A 19460-nucleotide genomic window follows, 5' to 3' on the forward strand; every position below is an offset into this window, starting at 1 on the left:
CGTCATGCGCCCTTGAAGGCCGGCTTGCGCTTCTCGACGAACGCCTTTGCCGCCTCCTTGTGATCCTCGGTGTCGCTGCAGCGGGTGTGGTGGATCGCCTCGCCGTCGAAGCAATCTTCCAGCGCAAGATGCTCGGCATTGTTGATGTTGCGCTTGATGAAGCCGAGCGCGATCGACGGGCCCTGCGCCAGCGACAGCGCGAGTTCGTGCGCGGCCGTGTCGATCTCGGCATCGGGGACGACCTTCGTCACCATGCCGATCGCATGAGCCTCCTTCGCGGTCAGCACCGGCGAGGTCAGATAGAGCTCGCGCGCCCGGGCGCTGCCGAGGAGCTGGGTCAGGAAATAGGTGCCGCCGTAATCGCCGGAGAAGCCGACTTTTGCGAAGGCCGTGGTGATCTTGCAGGATTCGGAGGCGACGCGGAGGTCACACGACAGCGCCATCGACAGACCCGCGCCGGCCGCCGCGCCATCGAGCTGCGCCACCACGGGTTTCGGCATCTGGTGCAGGATACGCGATACCTCCATGCCGCGGCGCAGGTTCGCCATCTTCACTTCGAACGGCAGCGGCGCGCGGCCCTCCGCCATCGACTTGACGTCGCCGCCGACGCAGAACGAGCCGCCCGCGCCCTTGAACAAGACCGCGCGCACCTGCGGATCATCAGCCGCGCGCCGCGCCGCCACGACCAGCCCGGCGACCATGTCCGGGTTGAGCGCGTTCTTACGCTCGGGCCGGTTCATCGTGATGGTGAGCAGCCCGCCTTCGAGCTTCTGCAGGACCATGTCGTTACTCATGGGGAGTCTCCCTTGTTGTTTTGTATCTCCGTCGTTCCGGGGCTCGCGAAGCGCGAACCCGGAACCTCGAGATCCCGGGTTCGCTTCGCGCCCCGGGATGATGGCGCGACTTCGTCACGCCGTCATTTCTTCACCAGCGGACAGCGCGACTGCTCCAGCGACTGGAACGCTTCGCTGCCGGGCACGGTGGCGAGCAGCTTGTAGTCATCCCAGCGGCCCTTGGATTCCGACGGCTTCTTGACCTCGAACAGGTACATGTCGTGCAACATGCGGCCGTCCTCGCGGATCTTGCCGTTCTTGGCGAAGAAGTCGTTGATCGGCGTCTCCTTCATCACTTTCATCACCGTCGCGGCGTCGGTCGTGCCGGCCGCCTTCACCGCTTTCAGGTAGTGCGTCACGGACGAATAGACGCCCGCCTGCGCCGAGGTCGGCGGCCGCTTCATGCGCTCCTGGAAGCGCTTCGAGAACGCGCGGGTGTCGTCGTTGAGATCCCAGTAGAAAGCTTCCGCAAGCAACAGGCCCTGCGCGGTCTCGAGCCCGATGGAGTCGATGTCGGTCACGAAGGCGAGCAGCGGCGAGACCTTCTGGCCGCCCTTGGTGATGCCGAACTCGGCCGCTTGCTTGATGGCGTTGACGGTGTCGCCGCCGGCATTCGCGAGCCCGATCACCTTTGCTTTCGAGGCTTGGGCCTGGAGCAGGAACGACGAGAAATCCGACGTGTTGAGTGGATGTCGCACGCTGCCGAGCACCTTGCCGCCGGTCTTGGTCACGACCGCGCTGGTGTCCTTCTCCAGATCCTGGCCGAAGGCGTAGTCGGCGGTGAGAAAGAACCAAGTGTCGAGGCCCGACTTCACGGCCGCAAGGCCGGTCACATTGGCCTGGCCGTAGGTGTCGAACACGTAGTGAATGGTGTAGGGACCGCAGGCCTCGTTGGTGAGGCGGATCGAGCCCGGGCCGTTGAACATGATGATCTTGTTGCGCGCTTTCGCGATCTCGCCGGCGGCGAGCGCGGTCGCGGAGGCCGCGACGTCGTAGATCATCTCGACGCCCTGATTGTCGAGCATGTCGCGGGCGATGTTGGCAGAGAGATCGGCCTTGTTCTGATGGTCGGCAGCCAGCACTTGAATCTTGCGGCCGAGTACCTCGCCGCCAAAGTCCTCCACGGCCATCTTGGCCGCGGTTTCGCTGCCGGGGCCGGTGATGTCGGCATACAGGCTCGACATGTCGAGGATGCCGCCGATCTTCAGAGGCGGCTTGTCCTCGGCCTGCACGGCGCTTGCACTCAGCGCCAACGCAGCAGCAAAAATGCCGGACAAAACATGCTTCATGGAAAAGACCTCCCTTATCGCGCCGTACTCTGATGGCGGCTTGGTTATTGCTCTTGGTTAAAGCTGTTGCCGCAATCATGCCGCATGCACAAGAGCGCAGCAAGCGAAGCTGCGCCACGAGGACGGGATTAGCGCGCATGTTTTCCGCAAAGCGGAATGGCGAAGTATGGACAGCTGCTTCCACGTCGTTGCTTCGCTGCGCTAGCAATGACGGAGTGTGAGGAAGGCTCTTCGCGCCACGCCACGCTTGAGTTAAGACTGGCATGCAACGCAACCTCACCGGGCAACGTGACGCAACGGCTTCGCCTGATCGCAATCCTTCTCGTCGCGGCTCAGAGCGCATTCGCGAGCCCGTGCCAATTCGAGTCCCAAGGCGAAGGCCGCGTCGCCGCGATTGATGCGCGCAGTCTGCGGCTCGATGACGGCCGGGAAATCCGCCTGACCGGCATCGAGCCGACCGCGACGACGAAGCAGGCACTGACCGCGATGCTCGTCGGACGCGACGTGATCCTGCGGAGCGCCGACGACACGCCCGATCGCTATGGTCGCCAGGGCGCGCTGGTCTTTGTTGGCGAGAGCGACATCTCCGTGCAGGCGATTCTCCTCGCCCAGGGCGACGCCATCGTCTCCGCCGAGATCGCCGATAAGGACTGCGCGGCCGCCCTGATGGCGTCGGAGGCCGAGGCGAGGCGCCAAAAAAAGGGCAGCTGGGCTGACCCGTCGGCCATAAAAAACGCGGAAAGTCCGGACGATATTTTGGCGGGGATCGGGCGTTTTGTGGTGGTCGAAGGCAAAGTCCTGTCGGTCCGGCAAGCTGGGGCAATGACCTACCTCAACTTCGGACGAAACTGGACACGCGGCTTCGCCGTGACTATTTCAAAGCGCATGGTACCCGCGTTCGAAGGCGCCGGGATCGCTCTTAAGTCTCTGGAAAATAAACATATTCGTGTCCGGGGCTGGGCTGAGGGGAATACGGGGCCGCGTATCGATGTACGCCTCGTGGGACAAATCGAGTTGCTGGGCGCAAACGAGCCGACAGGGGTAAGGCCCTAAAAGGGGCCAGGCACGGGTTAAGCGACGTGAATGGGGTGCTAGGACGGCACGGACAAGGTGAACGCCGCCTGCGGGCAGCGCCGGCTGCGCTATGCCTCGTGCTGGGGTCAACCCTTGCCGGCTGCGGCGATATGGGCCGCTTCCAGACCGCGACGGCCCCGCCGACCGTCGCGATGCCCAAGCCGAAGCCGGCCGTCGCGCAGACCCCCGCCACCGAGAAGGAGCACGAGCGCATCCTGGCGAGCTATGGCGGCACCTATGACGACCCCAGGCTCGAATCGCTCGTCACCAAGACCGTCGACCGGCTCGTCGCGGCGTCCGACCGCCCCGACCAGGGTTACAGGGTCACCATCCTCAATTCCGGCGCGGTGAACGCCTTCGCGCTGCCGAACGGCCAGCTCTACGTCACGCGCGGTCTGCTTGCGCTGGCGAGCGACACGTCGGAATTGTCCTCCGTGCTCAGCCACGAGATGGCGCATGTGCTGTCCAAGCACGCGGCGATGCGTGAGGACCAGGCCCGTCAGGCCGCGATCGTCACCCGCGTCGTCACCGACATGAGCAACGATCCCGATCTCACCGCGCTCGCGCTCGCCAAGACCAAGCTGACCATGGCGAGCTTTTCGCGCAATCAGGAGTTCGAGGCCGACGGCGTCGGCGTCGGCATTTCCGCCAAGGCCCATTTCGACCCTTATGGTGCCGCACGCTTTCTCTCGGCGATGGAGCGCAATGCCGAGCTGAAGGTCGGAAAGACCTCGCTCGATCCGCGCGCGCAGGATTTCACCTCGTCGCATCCGGCAACGCCCGAGCGCGTGCAGAACGCGCAGACCATCGCGCGGCAATATGCAGCGCCAGAGGGCGGCGAGCGCGACCGCGAGACTTATCTCGCCGCGATCGACAACCTCGTCTACGGCGAAGACCCCAGCGAAGGTTTTGTCCGCGGCCGGCGCTTCCTGCATCCGAAGCTCGGCTTCACCTTCCAGGCGCCGGACAATTTTACGCTCGACAATACCGCGCAGGCCGTGATCGGCGTGCGCGACGGCGGCTCGCAGGCAATGCGTTTCGACGTCGTGCGGGTGCCGGCCGAACAGTCGCTCGGCGATTACCTGAATTCCGGCTGGATGGAGGGCGTCGAGAAGGCGTCCATCGAGGACATCACCATCAACGGTTTTCCGGCTGCGTCCGCCACTGCCAAGGGCGACCAGTGGCAGTTCAAGGTCTACGCCCTGCGCTTCGGCAGCGACGTCTACCGCTTCATCTTCGCGGCACGGCAGAAGTCGACTGAGAGCGAGCGCAATGCGCGCGAGACCGTCGGTTCATTCCGTCGCCTGACGCTCGACGAGATCCAGGCCGCGCGCCCGCTGCGCATCAAGGTCATCACCGTGCAGCCGGGCGACACCGTGGAATCGCTCTCCCACCGCATGGCCGGCGTCGATCACCCGGCCGAGCGTTTTCGCGTGCTCAACGGGCTCGATCGCAACGCGCAGGTGAAGGTAAGAGATCGCGTGAAGGTCGTGGCGGATTGAGGCTGCGATAGCTCGGCAAATTCCGCCGTCGTCCCGGACAAGCGTAAGCGCAGATCCGGGACCCATAACCATAGATTACCGGAATGGGCACGCTGGTTGCTTCAGCATGGCTGCAACAATAATCCGTCGGGGCAATGGGTCGTGGCTTTCGCCAGGACGACATTGGGGTGAGCCCTAACCGCCCGCGTCCATATCGCCGGCCTCGCGCTGGCCGCTGAGCCAGAGCGCGAGCAAGGTCCAGAACGCGCCTGACAGCAGGTACGCACCCGAGGCAATGACGCCGAGATTGGTTGCAAGCAACAAAGCGACCAGCGGTGCAAAGCCGGCGCCAAACAGCCAGGCCATGTCGGAGGTCAGCGCCGAGGCCGTGTAGCGATAGGCCTGCTTGAAGTTCGAGGCGATCGCGCCCGACGACTGGCCGAACGACAGACCGAGCAGGATGAAGCCGATCACCATGTAGATGGTCTCGCCGAACGCGCCGGCATCGAGCAGCTGCGGGGCGAAGCCGCTGTAGATCGCGATCGCGATCGCCGATCCCATCAGCAGCGACTTGCGGCCGACGCGGTCGGCGATGACGCCGGAGAGCACGATCGCGCCGAGGCCGAACACGGCGGCGACGATCTCGATGATCAGGAAGCGCACCGGGCTTTCGCGGGTGAACAGGAACACCCAGGACAGCGGAAACACCGTGACCATGTGGAACAGCGCGAAGCTCGCCAGCGGTGCGAACGCACCGAGCATGATGTTCTGGCCTTCGCGCGCCACAGTCTCGGAGATGCGCGAGGGCTGCAATTCGCGGGTTTCGAACAGCGAGGCATATTCTTCCGTCGTCACCATGCGCAGGCGCGCGAACAGCGCCACGACGTTGATGGCGAAGGCGACGAAGAACGGATAGCGCCAGCCCCAATCGAAGAAGTCGTCGGCCGAAAGATTCCCGGCGAAATAGGCGAACAGCCCGCTCGCCACGATCAGACCGAGCGGCGCGCCAAGCTGCGGCACCATCGCATACCAGCCGCGCTTCGAAGGCGGCGCGTTCAGCGCCAGCAGCGAGGCCATGCCGTCCCAGGCGCCGCCCCAGGCCAGACCCTGCGCGATGCGCGCCAGCGCCAGCAGCCAGATCGCCGCAACGCCGATCTCGTGATAGCCGGGCAGGAACGCGATCGCGACCGTGGCGGTGCCGAGCAGGAACAGCGCCGAGATCAGTTTGGCCGTCTTGCCGTATTCGCGGTCGACCGTCATGAAAATGACGGTGCCGATCGGCCGGGCCATGAAGGCCAGCGCGAAGATCATGAAGGAATAGAGGGTGCCGGTCAGTTCGCTCGTGAACGGAAACACCAGGCGCGGGAAGACGATCACCGAGGCGATCGCGAAGACGAAGAAGTCGAAGAATTCCGAGGTGCGGCCGATGATGACACCGATAGCGATCTCGCCGGGACTGGCCTGGTCGTGGCCGTGCTCGCCCGAGTGGTCTGCCATTGCGGGGGTCTGTGCCATCGCCATTCGTGCGCCCTTAACGTCCTGAAAACCAAAGCCGACCGCCCGGCAAGGCGCCAGGCAATCTAACCATGTCTGGCGCAACATCCCGCACTGCAACATTGGACAAATTGTCCAATGTCCGGATTGCTGCGCCGCAGCTACCCCTTGGTCCCGCAAAAGAAACTCATTCTCATAAGGCTCGGCCCGTGTCCCGTTTCAAGATCCTGGCGCTGCTACCCTTGGCGGTTGCGCTCAGCGGCTGCAACTACGTCGTGCTGGCGCCGGCCGGCGACATCGCAGCGCAACAGCGCGACCTCGTCATCATCTCCACCGTCCTGATGCTCCTGATTGTCGTGCCCGTGATGGCGCTGACGGTGCTGTTCGCCTGGCGCTACCGCCAGTCCAACACCGACGCCCGTTACGAGCCGGAATGGGACCACTCGACCAGCCTCGAGCTGGTGATCTGGTCGGCGCCGCTCTTGATCATCGTTTGCCTGGGCGCGCTGACCTGGATGGGCACGCATCTGCTCGACCCCTATCGCACGCTCGGCCGCATCCATGCCGACCGCGCCGTGGACCAGTCCAAGGCCCCGCTCGAGGTCGACGTCGTCGCACTCGACTGGAAATGGCTCTTTATCTATCCGGACTACGGCATCGCCACCGTCAACGATCTGGCGGCTCCGGTCGATCGCCCCATCAACTTCCGCATCACCGCGTCCTCGGTGATGAACTCGTTCTACATCCCCGCGCTGGCCGGCCAGATCTACGCGATGCCGGGCATGGAGACCAAGCTCCACGCCATCGTGAACCACGCCGGCACCTACCGGGGCTTTTCCGCGAACTACAGCGGTGCCGGCTTTTCCGGCATGCACTTCAACTTCCAGGGTCTCGACGACAAGGGCTTTGACGCCTGGATCGCCAGCGCCAAGTCCGGCGGCGGCTCGCTCGGCCGCGCCGAATATCTCCAGCTCGAAAAACCCAGCCAGAACGAGCCGGTGCGGCGCTACGGCACCGTTGATTCCGATCTCTACCGCCTGATCCTCAACATGTGCGTCGAGACCGGCAAGATGTGCCAGAGCGAGATGATGGCGATCGACGCCAAGGGCGGCCTCGGCCATGAGGGTCTGAACAACACCCTGCCGCTGGCCTACGACAAGTACGCCCGTCGCGGCACGGCGCTTGGGCCGGAGCCGAGCTTCGTCGCCGGCACCTGCACGCCCGATGCGCCGCAGGGCAGGACCACCGCCTCCATCACGGCGCCTGTCGATACCGCGCCGCTGCTCGGCGCTGGCCTGAAGCGGCCGACCTTCACGCCGCTGAAGTCCTCGTCCTTCTTCCTCGGACAACGTCCGAAGTCAGATTCGTAAAGAGATCCCGCATGTCTCCTGATCTTCTCAAGCTCATCTTCGGCCGGCTCACCTTCGAATCGCTGCCGCTGCACGAGCCGATCGTCGTCGGCACCTTTGCCGTGGTGGCGACCGGCGGCCTCGTCATGCTCGCCGGCCTGACCTATTTCCGCGTCTGGGGTTATCTCTGGAGCGAGTGGTTCACTAGCGTCGACCACAAGCGCATCGGCATCATGTACATGATCCTCGGCATCGTGATGCTGCTGCGCGGCTTCGCCGACGCGCTGATGATGCGGTTGCAGCAGGCGCTCGCCTTCGGCGGCTCGGAGGGCTATCTCAACTCGCATCACTACGACCAGGTCTTCACCGCCCACGGCGTGATCATGATCTTCTTCGTGGCGATGCCGCTGGTCACCGGCCTGATGAACTTCGTCGTGCCGCTCCAGATTGGTGCGCGCGACGTGTCGTTCCCGTTCCTGAACAATTTCAGCTTCTGGATGACGGTCGGCGGCGCGGTGCTGGTGATGGCCTCGCTGTTCATCGGCGAATTCGCCCGCACCGGCTGGCTGGCTTATCCGCCGCTGTCCAACATCGGCTACAGTCCGGACGTCGGCGTCGACTATTACATATGGGGCCTGCAGGTCGCGGGCGTCGGAACGACGCTGTCCGGCATCAACCTGATCTGCACCATCGTCAAGCTGCGGTGTCCCGGCATGACCATGATGCGGATGCCGGTGTTCACCTGGACCGCGCTCTGCACCAACGTGCTGATCGTCGCTTCCTTCCCGGTTCTGACCGTCGTGCTCGCGCTGCTCTCGCTCGACCGTTACGTCGGCACCAACTTCTTCACGAACGATTTCGGCGGCAGCCCGATGATGTACGTGAACCTGATCTGGATCTGGGGTCATCCCGAGGTCTACATCCTGGTTCTCCCCGCCTTCGGCATCTTCTCGGAAGTGACCTCGACCTTCTCGGGCAAGCGGCTGTTCGGCTACACCTCGATGGTCTACGCCACGGTGGTCATCACCATCCTGTCTTACCTGGTCTGGCTGCACCACTTCTTCACGATGGGGTCGGGCGCCAGCGTCAACTCCTTCTTCGGCATCACCACGATGATCATCTCGATCCCGACGGGCGCGAAGATGTTCAACTGGCTGTTCACGATGTATCGCGGCCGCATCCGCTTCGAGCTGCCGATGATGTGGACGATCGCGTTCATGCTGACCTTCGTGCTGGGCGGCATGACCGGCGTGCTGCTCGCGGTGCCGCCGGCCGACTTCGTCCTGCACAACAGCCTGTTTCTGATCGCGCATTTCCACAACGTGATCATCGGCGGCGTCGTGTTCGGCGCGTTCGCCGGCATCGGCTACTGGTTCCCGAAGGCGTTCGGATTCAAGCTCGATCCGTTCTGGGGCAAGCTGTCGTTCTGGTTCTGGGTCACGGGCTTCTACCTCGCTTTCATGCCGCTCTATGTGCTCGGCCTGATGGGCGTGACCCGCCGCCTCCGCGTGTTCGACGATCCGAGCCTGCAGATCTGGTTCATCGTCGCCGGCATCGGCGCCTTCCTGGTCTTCCTCGGCATCCTCTCGATGCTGATGCAGTTCGCGGTCAGCTTCCTCAGGCGCGAGCAGCTCAAGGACGTCACCGGCGATCCCTGGGATGCGCGCACGCTGGAATGGGCGACCTCCTCGCCGCCGCCGGCCTACAACTTCGCCTTCACCCCCGTCGTCCACGACAATGACGCATGGTGGGACATGAAGAAGCGCGGCTATCAGCGCCCGCTCACCGGGTTCAAGCCGATCCACATGCCCAGCAGCACCGGCACCGGCATCATCCTCGCCGGCCTTGCCACCGCGATGGGCTTCGGCCTGATCTGGTACATCTGGTGGCTCGCAGCCGCGAGCTTCATCGCGATGCTCGCTGTCGGCATCGGTCACACCTTCAACTATCACCGCGATTTCGACATTCCGGCCGAGGACGTCATCCGGGCCGAGGACGCGCGCACCAAACTGCTCGCCGGAGCCAAGTAAATGACTGTCGCTGTCAATCCCACGCAAACCGGCGAGCCGGTCTTCTACCTCGCCGACGAACATCCGCATCCGGAAGGCTACAGCACCTCGCTCGGCTTCTGGATCTATCTGATGAGCGACTGTCTCATCTTCGCGATCCTGTTCGCCACTTTCGGCGTGCTCGGCGGCAACTACGCCGCCGGCCCGGCGCCGAAGGATCTGTTCGAGCTCCCGCTGGTCGCGGTGAACACCTCGATGCTGCTGCTGTCCTCGATCACCTACGGCTTCGCCATGCTGACGATGCAGCAGAACAAGATCGCCCAGACCCAGATCTGGCTGGCGATCACCGGCCTGTTCGGCGCCGCCTTCATCGGCATCGAGCTGTCCGAGTTCGCCCACATGATCCATGAAGGCGCGACGCCGCAGCGCAGCGCCTTCCTCTCCGCCTTCTTCACCCTGGTCGGCACCCACGGCCTGCACGTCAGCTGCGGCCTGATCTGGCTGGTGACCCTGATGGTGCAGGTCTGGAAGTTCGGCCTGATCGAGGCCAACCGCCGCCGCCTGATGTGCCTGTCGATGTTCTGGCACTTCCTGGACGTGGTCTGGATCGGTGTCTTCACCTTCGTCTATCTCCTGGGAGTTCTGCGATGAACACCGATACTCACGCCGCCCACGCGGACGATCATCACCATGGCGACAGCCATGCTCACGGCTCGTTCTCGACCTACATGCTCGGCTTCGTGCTCTCGGTCGTGCTCACCGCGATCCCGTTCTGGCTGGTGATGAGCGGCGCGCTTCCGAGCAAGCAGATCACGGCGCTCGTCATCATGGCCTTCGCGGTGGTGCAGATCGTCGTGCACATGATCTACTTCCTGCACATGAACACGACATCCGAGAACGGCTGGAGCATGATGGCGCTGATCTTCACCATCGTCATGGTGGTGATCGCCCTGTCGGGTTCGCTGTGGGTGATGAACCACCTCAACAGCAACATGATGCCGATCCACCAGATGACCGGGATGAAGTGACCGAGACCAAGGCCGTGACAAGCAAGACAGACGGGGCTCGCGGAAAGGCCGCGCGCCGGCCCTTGTGGCTCGCGGTCCTCTCGCTCGCGGCCATTGCACTTCTGATCGCGCTCGGCGTCTGGCAGATCGAGCGGCGCGCCTGGAAGCTGGCGCTGATCGATCGCGTCGAGCAGCGCGTTCATGCCCCGGTCCAGCCGATCCCCTCGCCGGCGACATGGCCCATCGTCTCCGCCGCAAACGACGAATACAGGCACGTCAGCGTCACCGGCCGTTTCATGCATGATCGCGAGACGCTGGTTCAGGCCGTCACCGAAGAAGGCCCGGGCTATTGGGTGTTGACACCGCTCAGGCGCGACGACGGCACGCTGGTCCTGGTCAACCGCGGCTTCGTGCCGTCCGACCGGCGCGACGTCTCGACGCGCCGGGACGGCAATCCGCAAGGCCAGGTCGAGATCACTGGCCTCTTGCGCGTGACGGAGCCAAAAGGCGGATTCCTCAGGGCCAACGTGCCTGAGCACAATCGCTGGTACTCGCGGGATGTCGCCGCGATTGCGGCGGCACGCGGCCTCGACCATGTCGCGCCCTTCTTCGTCGATGCCGACGCTGGATCACAATCCGGCAGCGGCCCAATCGGCGGATTGACCGTGATCAGCTTTCCCAATAACCACCTGATCTACGCGCTGACGTGGTTTGCCCTGGCTTTCATGCTGGCCGGTAAACTTATCGTCACATTCGGCGGCGGACTGTTCCGCCGCAGGAAGCCCTGGAGCGGCTTCGTCCACGAAGCGGCCGACGGCTCCAATGCCGGCGCCCGCAGGACGGGATCAGATGCTGGAACGATCGTCGAGCCCACCTGACGACGGAAGAACGCATGGCGCCGTCACGCTGCAATCGCAGGCGGACGCGCGCAGCGAGCTGATCGGCGCTGCCCCGACCGACGACGAGACCAACCGCAAGAACATGGCGCTGCTGATCCAGCTGCGCTGGACCGCAGTGGTCGGCCAGATCGTGACCATCGGCGGCGTGCATGTCTGGCTCGGCATTCCCCTGCCCCTCACCCGCATGGGCGCGGTGATCGGCGCACTGATATTCCTCAACATCTCCAGCCTGGTCTGGGTGCGCCATCGCGCCGCGATCACCAACAACGAGTTGCTGGTCGCCCTGATGCTGGACGTCGCCGCGCTGACCGCGCAGCTTTACCTCAGCGGCGGCGCCACCAATCCCTTCACCTCGCTGTTCCTGCTTCAGGTGACGCTGGGCGCGGTGCTGCTCGACGGCCGCTCGACCTGGTCGCTGGTCGCGCTGACCTGCGCGAGCTTCGTCTGGCTGACCGTCGCCTACCGGCCGCTCGATCTGCCGCCGAACCCGCTGAGCGAGACCTATACGCTCACGGTTGCCGGCATGCTGCTGGGGTTCGTGCTCAACGCCGTGCTGCTGGTGGTGTTCGTCACCCGCATCAACAGGAATTTGCGCGAGCGCGACGCGCATCTGGCGGCGCTGCGCCAGCATGCCGCCGAGCAGGATCATATCGTGCGCATGGGCCTGCTCGCCTCCGGCGCGGCTCACGAGCTCGGCACGCCGCTCGCCTCGCTCTCGGTCATCCTCGGCGACTGGCGCCGCATGCCCGACCTCGCCGCCGATCAGGAGCTGGCCGAGGACCTCGCGGAGATGGAGACTTCGCTGCAACGCTGCAAGTCGATCGTGACGGGCATCCTGGTGTCGGCGGGCGAAGCCCGCGGCGAAGGATCGTCGCCGACAACGGTGGCGGCTTTCCTCACCGCGCTGGTGGAAGAGTGGCGCGACGCGCGCTCGGCGCGCACGCTGTATTTCGTCAACACCTTCGGCGAGGACGTCGCGATCGTCTCGGACGTCGCGCTGAAGCAGGTGATCTTCAACGTACTCGACAACGCCTACGAGGTCTCGCGCGACTGGGTCGAGCTCGTTGCCGAGCGCGAGGGCGACAATCTCGTGCTGTCGATCAGCGATCGCGGCCCCGGCTTTGCGCCGGAGATGCTGGCACAGCTCGGAAAGCCCTATCAGTCGAGCAAGGGCCGCGCCGGCGGCGGGCTCGGCCTGTTCCTGGTGGTGAACGTGGTGCGTAAGCTTGGCGGCAGCGTGACCGCCGAGAACCACAGGAAGCGCGGCGCCACGGTCCGCCTCACGCTGCCGCTCGCCACGCTCGCGATCGGAGGCAGCTTTGACGCTTGACCGTTCGCTCATCGTCGTCGAGGACGATGCCGGCTTTGCGCGCACCCTGAAGCGTTCGTTCGAGCGCCGCGACTACGAGGTCGTGCTCGCCGCCTCGATCGAGGACGTGCGGAAAGTTCTGGAGGAGCGATCGTTCGGCTATGCCGTCGTCGACCTCAAGCTTGGCGGCGCCTCGGGACTGGCCTGCGTCGAGCTCTTGCACACGCACGATCCGGAGATGTTGATCGTGGTGCTGACGGGCTTTGCCAGCATCTCCACCGCCGTCGAGGCCATCAAGCTCGGCGCATGCCACTATCTCGCCAAGCCGTCGAATACCGACGACATCGAAGCCGCCTTCAACAAGGCCGCAGGCAATGCCGAGGTCGCGCTCGACGCCCGGCCGACATCGATCAAGACGCTGGAATGGGAACGCATCCACCAGACCCTGATCGAGACCGATTTCAACATCTCGGAAGCGGCAAGACGATTGGGAATGCACCGTCGGACGCTGGCGAGGAAGCTCGAGAAGCGGCCGGTGAAGTGAGGTTGGTCAACTTTGTAGGGTGGGTTAGGCGAAGCGTTACCCACCACTTTTTTGCGGCGGCAGCACGGTGGGTTACGCCTTCGGCTAACCCCACCCTACGAACCGAGCAAGATCATCCGGCGCCCCAAACGAAAAGCCCGGCCAACCGGCCGGGCTTTTGATCTGTTGCGATGAACGCGCGAGAGGCCTACGCGGCCTCGTCGGCGACCGTGGCGCCGCCATCGGTCTCGTCGCTGTCGCCCTCGGCGTCCGCATCGCCTTCACCTTCGGCGGCTTCGGACTTGGCACCAGTGCGGCGCGGGCTCTTGGCGAGCTGGGCCTCGATCTCCTTGACCGCTTCGGTCTCGGTCGAGTGCTGCACCACCGCGATCTCGCGGGAGAGACGGTCGAGCGCGGCTTCATAGAGCTGGCGTTCGCTGTAGGACTGCTCGGGCTGCGACTCGGAGCGATAGAGGTCGCGTACGACTTCCGCGATCGCGACGATGTCGCCCGAATTGATCTTCGCTTCGTATTCCTGGGCGCGGCGCGACCACATGGTGCGCTTGACGCGGGCACGGCCCTTGAGTGTCTCGAGCGCGCGCTTCACCAGCGCGGGCTCGGACAGCTTGCGCATGCCGACATTGGCGACCTTGGCGGTCGGCACGCGCAGCGTCATCTTGTCCTTGATGAAGTTGATGACGAACAGCTCGAGCTTCGCGCCGGCGATCTCCTGCTCCTCGATGGCCAGGATCTGGCCGACGCCGTGAGCGGGATAGACGACGAATTCGTTGGCCTTGAAGCCCTGACGCTGGGTCACGACCTTCTTTTCCTCGACCTTCGGCGCAACAGCCGCGGGCTTCACGGCCGGCTTGGCGGCAGCGACAGGGCCCTTGGCGGGAGCAGCAGCAACAGGAGCCTTCGGCGCGGCGGGCTTGGCAGCGGGAGCCTTGGCAGCGGGCGTCTTTGCAACAGCGGGCTTGGCGGCAGGCTTGGCGGCAACAGGCTTGGCAACGGTCGCTTTCGCGGCCGGCTTGGCAGTCTTGTTAGGCATTGCGCTTCTTTTGTTCTTCGAGGACTTTGCAGCCGGCGCCTTCGTCGCGGTCCGACCCTTGGATGCGCTACGGCTGGCCGCGGCGACTTTCTTGGCGTCCTTATGGGAAGCCTTCGCTGAAGTACTCTTTTTACGCGTTTTCTGTGACACAGCCTGCGCGCGGAAACTGCCACGCCCCTGTTCGACATTTGGTTTCACGGGAACCCAACGGGGCCGACGGGGCTAACCAGGGTTCGGCTCAATGTGCCCAATATAGCACATTTCCCGCAAAAATCAATGATTTAGGGGTATTAAGGGGTGGTTTTCGGCGGTTACGCCGCTAATAGGGTTAAGTTTGACCCGAATTAGTCGCCGGAGCCGGGGTTCGGCGAGAAATACTTGTCGAACTTGCCCTCCATGCCGTCGAAATCCTTGGCGTCGGCAGGTGATTCTTTCTTCTGGGTGATGTTCGGCCAGCTCTTGGCGTAGTCGGCGTTGACCGTGAGCCACTTTTCCAGGCCCGGTTCCGTGTCCGGCTTGATGGCATCGGCGGGGCATTCCGGCTCGCACACGCCGCAATCGATGCACTCGTCAGGATGGATGACGAGCATGTTCTCGCCCTCGTAGAAACAATCGACCGGGCAGACCTCGACGCAGTCGGTGTACTTGCACTTGATGCACGCTTCAGTGACGACGTAAGTCATCCAACGCTCCGAAAAGCTCTTTTAAAAGTCGCGGCTTGCGTAGCGCGGATGGCCCGGCGCCGCAAGCTCAGGAACGGCCGATCATGACGGCTTTATGCGCTAGATCGACCAAGAAATGAATTCAAAGCGCAATTAATTGCGCTGAGAATTCGGATGGCCTTCACCGAGCTCTTCGTAGAGCACACGGGCCGAGGCGGCATCGCCGCGGCGCTCGTTGAAGGCGGTGACTTTCAGGACGCGCACGGTGCGATCTAGCGCGACGGTGAGCACGTCGCCGATCTTGATCGCATGCCCCGGCGATTTCTCGCGTGCGCCGTTGACGCGAACATGGCCGGACTCGACAAGCTCGGCGGCGGAGGTGCGCGCCTTCACCACCCGCGCGTGCCATAGCCATTTGTCGATGCGCTGCCGCTCGGTCGTGGGCTCACTCCTTGCGGCCGGACAGCTGCTCCTTCAGCGCAGCGAGTTTTGCGAAGGGCGAGTTCGGATCGACCGGACGATCGCGCTCGCGCGGAGTGGCGCTCGATGCGTAGGGGCGCAGCGAGGGTCCGCCCTGGCGGTCGCGGCCCTTGTCGCGGTCGCGGCCACGATTGTCGCGGCCCTTGTCGCGATCGCCGCCGAACTTGCCCTTGTTACGATCGCGATCCTTGTTGTCGCGGTCTTTGCCCTCGAAGCGACGGTTCTTGTCGTCGCGCGCCTCGGGACGCGGCGCGGCTTCAGCGCCACCTTCGCGCGGCTTGCGGAAGTCTCTGCCACCATCGCGACGATGACCACCGCCATGGCGATGGCGCTCACCGCGCTTCTCGCCGTCGGCGGCAGGCTGGGCTTCGCCTTCGGCAGGAGCAGCGCCGGCTTCAGCAGCCGCCTGCGGACGCGGCTGGTGACGCTGGTTGCGATGACGCTCGTGGCGCGGCTTGCGATCGTCGTGACGGCCGGCGGGACGCCAGACCTCGATGAGCTCAGGCTCGGCGGGCGTGGCCGCGGCCTCCACGGGTGCTGCCGCATCGGCCGACGCAGCGGCTTCGGTTGCAGCAGTCTCTGCAGGCGCGGTTTCGGCGGGGACAGCTTCAGCGGGAGCGGTTTCAGCAGCTTCAACGGCTGCCGCAGCCTCTTCCGCAGGTGGCGCGATGCCGGGAGCGTCTTCCGGCGTGACGGAAGCCTCCAGCGCCGGCTCGTCCTGCGCGGGCTCGTCGTGCTGCTCCATGCCCGGCGCGTCTTCGACGGTCACAGGCTCGGCGGCGGCTTCGATTGCGGTGTCCGCGGGCGCGGCGTCCTCGACCGGCGCCTCTGCCGGAGCTTCGGTGCTTGCTTCAGCAGCCGGCGTCTCCGCAACAACCGGCTTCGCCGGCAGCGGCGGGCGCTTGTCCATGCGATAGCCGAGCGCACGCAGCACGGATGCAAAGTCTTCGCCGGCCGAACCGGTGAGCGAGGTCATCGCCTGCGTCACCACGAAGCTGCGGCCGTCGAACGCACCGGCGGGCTTTTCGCCGGACGCGTTCTCGCGCCAGGCCAGCGCCGGACGGATCAGATCGGCCAGGCGCTCCAGGATGTCGACGCGCACGGCGCGCTCGCCGGCCTGCTTGTAGCCGAGCACGCGATAGGCATCGCGCGGCAGCTGCTTGTCGACCGGGAACGAGGTGCGGCCGGAGCTCGCCAGATGCTGCGCGCCCGACAGCGCGGAGGGATCGACATTGTCCTGCTTCAGCGCCCACAGCAGTGCGGCCAGCGCACGCCCGGCCGGCTTGAGCAGGCCGGGGAAATAGAGGTGATAGGCGCCGAAGCGGACGCCGTATTTGCGCAAGGTCGCGCGCGAGGGCTGGTCGAGGTCCTTCAGCTCGTTGGCGATCTTCGGGCGCTCCAGCACGCCGAGCGCCTCGACGAGCTGATAGGCGATGCCGCGGGCGATGCCGGTGACGTCCTCGGCCTTGCTGAGCTCGAACAGCGGCCCGAGCAGCTTTTCGATATGCGTCTTGAGCCAGAGGTCGAGCCGGGCCTGCACCTTGTCGCGGGGGGCGCCGGTGAGGCGTTCGTCGGAGATGATGCGGATGCGCGGATGCAGCGCGTCCTCTGCGGCAGACAGCCGCGCCACGGCGTCGCCGGTCCAGCGGATGATGCCTTCCGAGGTCAGCACGAACTGCTCGTCCGGTGCGTTGCCCAGTTTTTCAGCGCGCGCGTTGATCTCGCCGGCGAGCACGGCCTGCGCTGCAGCCTGCAACGCTTTCGCATCGGAGCCGGCTTCCGCCGCATCCGGTGCAAAGGTGAAGCCATCGAGGCGGCCGATGACATGGCCTTCGACGATGACTTCGCCGGTCTTGCCGATTTCCGTATTCAAGCTCGTGTTCTCCCGCAGGCGGCGCATCAATACACTGGTCCGGCGATCAACGAAACGCTCAGTCAAGCGTTCATGGAGCGCATCCGATAATTTATTTTCGACCTCGCGGGCGATTCCCTGCCAGCGTTCGGGGTCTTTCAGCCAGTCGGGGCGGTTGGCGACGAAGGTCCAGGTGCGAATCTGCGCGATCCGGGCCGACAGCGTGTCGATATCGCCGTCGACGCGGTCGGCCTGGTCGATCTGGGTCCTGAACCAGGCGTCGGGGATGCATCCCTTGCGCATCAGGAAGCCGTAGAGCGTCGTCACCAGCTCGGCATGGGCGGCCGGCGACAGCTTCCAATAATCCGGGACCTGGCAGGCCTCCCACAGCCGTTCCACGGCGTCCTTGCCATGCGCGACATCGCGCACCTCGGCGTCGCGGGCGGCGTGGTCGAGCACGCGCATGTCCTCGGCGATGGGCGCGCGCGTCAGCGCCTCATGCCCGGGGGCCAGGTTCAGCGAGACCTGGAGCGCGCCGAGAGAAGCGAAATCCAGCTTCGAATTGCGCCATTGCAGAACCTTCACGGGATCGAAGGTGTGGTTCTGCAGCGCATTGACCAGCTCGGGCTCGAACGGCGCGCAGCGGCCGGTGGTGCCGAAGGTGCCGTTGCGGGTGGCGCGGCCGGCGCGGCCGGCGATCTGGCCGAATTCGGACGGCGTCAGGCGGCGGAACTGGTAGCCGTCGAACTTGCGGTCGGAGGCAAAGGCGACGTGGTCGACGTCGAGATTGAGGCCCATGCCGACGGCATCGGTGGCGACGAGGTAATCGACCTCGCCGTTCTGGAACATCGCGACCTGCGCGTTGCGGGTGCGCGGCGAGAGCGAGCCCAGCACCACCGCGGCACCGCCATGCTGGCGCCGGATCAGCTCGGCGATGGCGTAGACCTCGTCGGCCGAGAAGGCGACAATCGCCGTGCGGCGCGGCTGCCGCGTGATCTTGCGGTCGCCGGCGAATTCGAGCTGCGACAAACGCGGCCGCGTGATCATGGAGACGCCCGGCAGCAGCCGCTCGATGATCGGGCGCATGGTCGCAGCACCCAGCAGCAGCGTCTCGTCGCGGCCGCGGCGGTTGAGGATGCGGTCGGTGAAGACGTGGCCGCGTTCCAGATCGGAGGCGATCTGCACCTCGTCCACAGCAAGAAACGAGACGTCGAGATCGCGCGGCATCGCCTCGACGGTCGAGACCCAATAGCGCGGCGCTTTCGGCTTGATCTTCTCCTCGCCGGTCACCAGCGCGACGGCATCGGGGCCGACCCGCGCGGCGATCTTGTTGTAGACCTCGCGCGCCAGCAGGCGCAGCGGCAGCCCGATCATGCCGGAGGGATGCGCGAGCATCCGCTCGATGGCGAGATGGGTCTTGCCGGTGTTGGTGGGCCCGAGCACCGCAGTGACGCCGGCGCCGGGAAGCCGCTCGGAAGCGAAGGGGGAGGAGGAAAAAGGCATCTGGGGGATTAGGTAATGGCGATTGGGGCGAATGTCAGTGCTGTTTTGGGGCGGTGGCGCGAAGGGCTCGCCTCACACACCGCTGTCATCGCCCGGCTCGACCGGGCGATCCAGTATTCCAGAGGCGGCGCAGATCAGACCGAGAGGGCGCGGCGTACTGGATGCCCCGGTCAAGCCGGGGCATGACGGCGGAGAATGCGGCGCCCCTCCCCGAACCTCGCGCAACTGTCTCACTTTGCGACGCTTTTCCCGTTGGCTTTAAGCTTCGGAACGAGTTGAGAACGAATCGCGGCCGAATCGCTGACTCCCCCTTGAGTCCTGTTCCGTTCACGCAAGATGTCGCGGGAGGCTTATTAGTTCGCACTAGATGGAGTTTTGGCCCGCCGCACAAGCGACGTTTCGATGGCGGAATCGTTAAAGCTGGGGACGGCGCGGAGTCGAATCAGAATCGGGGAGGAGTCAAATGGATTCCCGCACCCCGAGCCCCTCCAACCAAAAAAGGCGCGAAAACAACCCCATGCACAGTAGGGATGTCGTTGAAATCATTGACGTTTATTTTCACCCAAAGGGCAGGTTCGTAGCCCGCATGGAGCGAAGCGTAATGCGGGGGCCAAGCAAAGAACCCCGGATTGCGCTTCGCTCCAT

The 19460-nt window shown here is 64.7% G+C and carries 16 protein-coding genes; 9 read left to right on the forward strand and 7 right to left on the reverse strand.

The annotated features are described in order from the left end of the window. Positions 1-2: 2 nt before the first annotated feature. Positions 3-794 (reverse strand): enoyl-CoA hydratase, encoded by a 792-nt coding sequence (locus AC0L3C_RS29995; RefSeq protein ID WP_473409733.1) that lies wholly within the window; start codon positions 792-794, stop codon positions 3-5. 122 nt (positions 795-916) lie between these two features. Further along, entirely contained in the window at positions 917-2122 is a 1206-nt protein-coding gene (locus tag AC0L3C_RS30000; protein WP_473409734.1) for an ABC transporter substrate-binding protein, read from the reverse strand. A gap of 207 nt (positions 2123-2329) precedes the next feature. On the opposite strand from AC0L3C_RS30000, the gene AC0L3C_RS30005 reads away from it, so the two are divergent. After that, positions 2330-3175 (forward strand): thermonuclease family protein, encoded by an 846-nt coding sequence (locus tag AC0L3C_RS30005; RefSeq protein WP_473409735.1) that lies wholly within the window; start codon positions 2330-2332, stop codon positions 3173-3175. A 131-nt stretch (positions 3176-3306) separates the two neighbouring features. After that, positions 3307-4698: a M48 family metalloprotease gene (locus tag AC0L3C_RS30010; RefSeq protein WP_473284076.1), complete on the forward strand. Its 1392-nt coding sequence runs from the start codon at positions 3307-3309 to the stop codon at positions 4696-4698. A gap of 174 nt (positions 4699-4872) precedes the next feature. Here the strand turns inward: AC0L3C_RS30010 and AC0L3C_RS30015 are convergent, their stop codons facing one another. Further along, on the reverse strand, positions 4873-6198 hold the full coding sequence (locus tag AC0L3C_RS30015; RefSeq protein ID WP_473266003.1) for an MFS transporter: 1326 nt from the start codon (positions 6196-6198) through the stop codon (positions 4873-4875). Positions 6199-6380: 182 nt separating this feature from the next. Here AC0L3C_RS30015 and cyoA point away from each other — a divergent pair, with 182 nt between their 5' ends. Genes cyoA through AC0L3C_RS30050 form a run of 7 tightly spaced genes read left to right on the forward strand, consistent with a single transcriptional unit; the run spans position 6381 to position 13288 of the window. Further along, positions 6381-7541 carry a ubiquinol oxidase subunit II gene (gene cyoA / locus AC0L3C_RS30020; RefSeq protein WP_473409736.1) on the forward strand — a complete coding sequence of 387 codons (1161 nt, stop codon included), beginning with the start codon at positions 6381-6383 and terminating at the stop codon, positions 7539-7541. Positions 7542-7552: 11 nt separating this feature from the next. After that, entirely contained in the window at positions 7553-9550 is a 1998-nt protein-coding gene (cyoB, locus tag AC0L3C_RS30025; RefSeq protein ID WP_473265998.1) for a cytochrome o ubiquinol oxidase subunit I, read from the forward strand. Then, positions 9551-10180 carry a cytochrome o ubiquinol oxidase subunit III gene (gene cyoC / locus AC0L3C_RS30030; RefSeq protein ID WP_007599270.1) on the forward strand — a complete coding sequence of 210 codons (630 nt, stop codon included), beginning with the start codon at positions 9551-9553 and terminating at the stop codon, positions 10178-10180. It abuts the gene before it with no gap. After that, on the forward strand, positions 10177-10557 hold the full coding sequence (gene cyoD / locus AC0L3C_RS30035) for a cytochrome o ubiquinol oxidase subunit IV (RefSeq protein ID WP_211400082.1): 381 nt from the start codon (positions 10177-10179) through the stop codon (positions 10555-10557). The genes cyoC and cyoD overlap by 4 nt, the downstream gene beginning before the upstream one ends. Positions 10558-10571: 14 nt before the next feature. Further along, complete coding sequence (locus tag AC0L3C_RS30040) at positions 10572-11414, forward strand: SURF1 family protein (RefSeq protein ID WP_473409737.1); 843 nt, start codon at positions 10572-10574, stop codon at positions 11412-11414. Further along, the gene (locus tag AC0L3C_RS30045; protein ID WP_473284042.1) at positions 11386-12765 is read left to right on the forward strand and encodes an ATP-binding protein; all 1380 of its coding nucleotides are present in this window, start codon (positions 11386-11388) and stop codon (positions 12763-12765) included. The genes AC0L3C_RS30040 and AC0L3C_RS30045 overlap by 29 nt, the downstream gene beginning before the upstream one ends. Continuing rightward, positions 12755-13288: a response regulator transcription factor gene (locus tag AC0L3C_RS30050; protein ID WP_473265989.1), complete on the forward strand. Its 534-nt coding sequence runs from the start codon at positions 12755-12757 to the stop codon at positions 13286-13288. The genes AC0L3C_RS30045 and AC0L3C_RS30050 overlap by 11 nt, the downstream gene beginning before the upstream one ends. Positions 13289-13475: 187 nt before the next feature. Here AC0L3C_RS30050 and AC0L3C_RS30055 read toward each other — a convergent pair whose 3' ends face one another. The 4 genes from AC0L3C_RS30055 to AC0L3C_RS30070 form a co-directional block, all read right to left on the reverse strand. Then, positions 13476-14318 (reverse strand): CarD family transcriptional regulator, encoded by an 843-nt coding sequence (locus AC0L3C_RS30055; protein WP_473409738.1) that lies wholly within the window; start codon positions 14316-14318, stop codon positions 13476-13478. 344 nt (positions 14319-14662) lie between these two features. Next, positions 14663-15001 carry a ferredoxin FdxA gene (fdxA, locus tag AC0L3C_RS30060; RefSeq protein WP_275172752.1) on the reverse strand — a complete coding sequence of 113 codons (339 nt, stop codon included), beginning with the start codon at positions 14999-15001 and terminating at the stop codon, positions 14663-14665. A gap of 132 nt (positions 15002-15133) precedes the next feature. Beyond that, complete coding sequence (locus AC0L3C_RS30065; protein WP_473284074.1) at positions 15134-15403, reverse strand: RNA-binding S4 domain-containing protein; 270 nt, start codon at positions 15401-15403, stop codon at positions 15134-15136. Positions 15404-15425: 22 nt separating this feature from the next. After that, on the reverse strand, positions 15426-18815 hold the full coding sequence (locus tag AC0L3C_RS30070) for a helicase-related protein (RefSeq protein ID WP_473409739.1): 3390 nt from the start codon (positions 18813-18815) through the stop codon (positions 15426-15428). Positions 18816-19460: the final 645 nt, after the last annotated feature.

It is taken from the genome of Bradyrhizobium sp. WSM4872 (genome assembly GCF_055811715.1).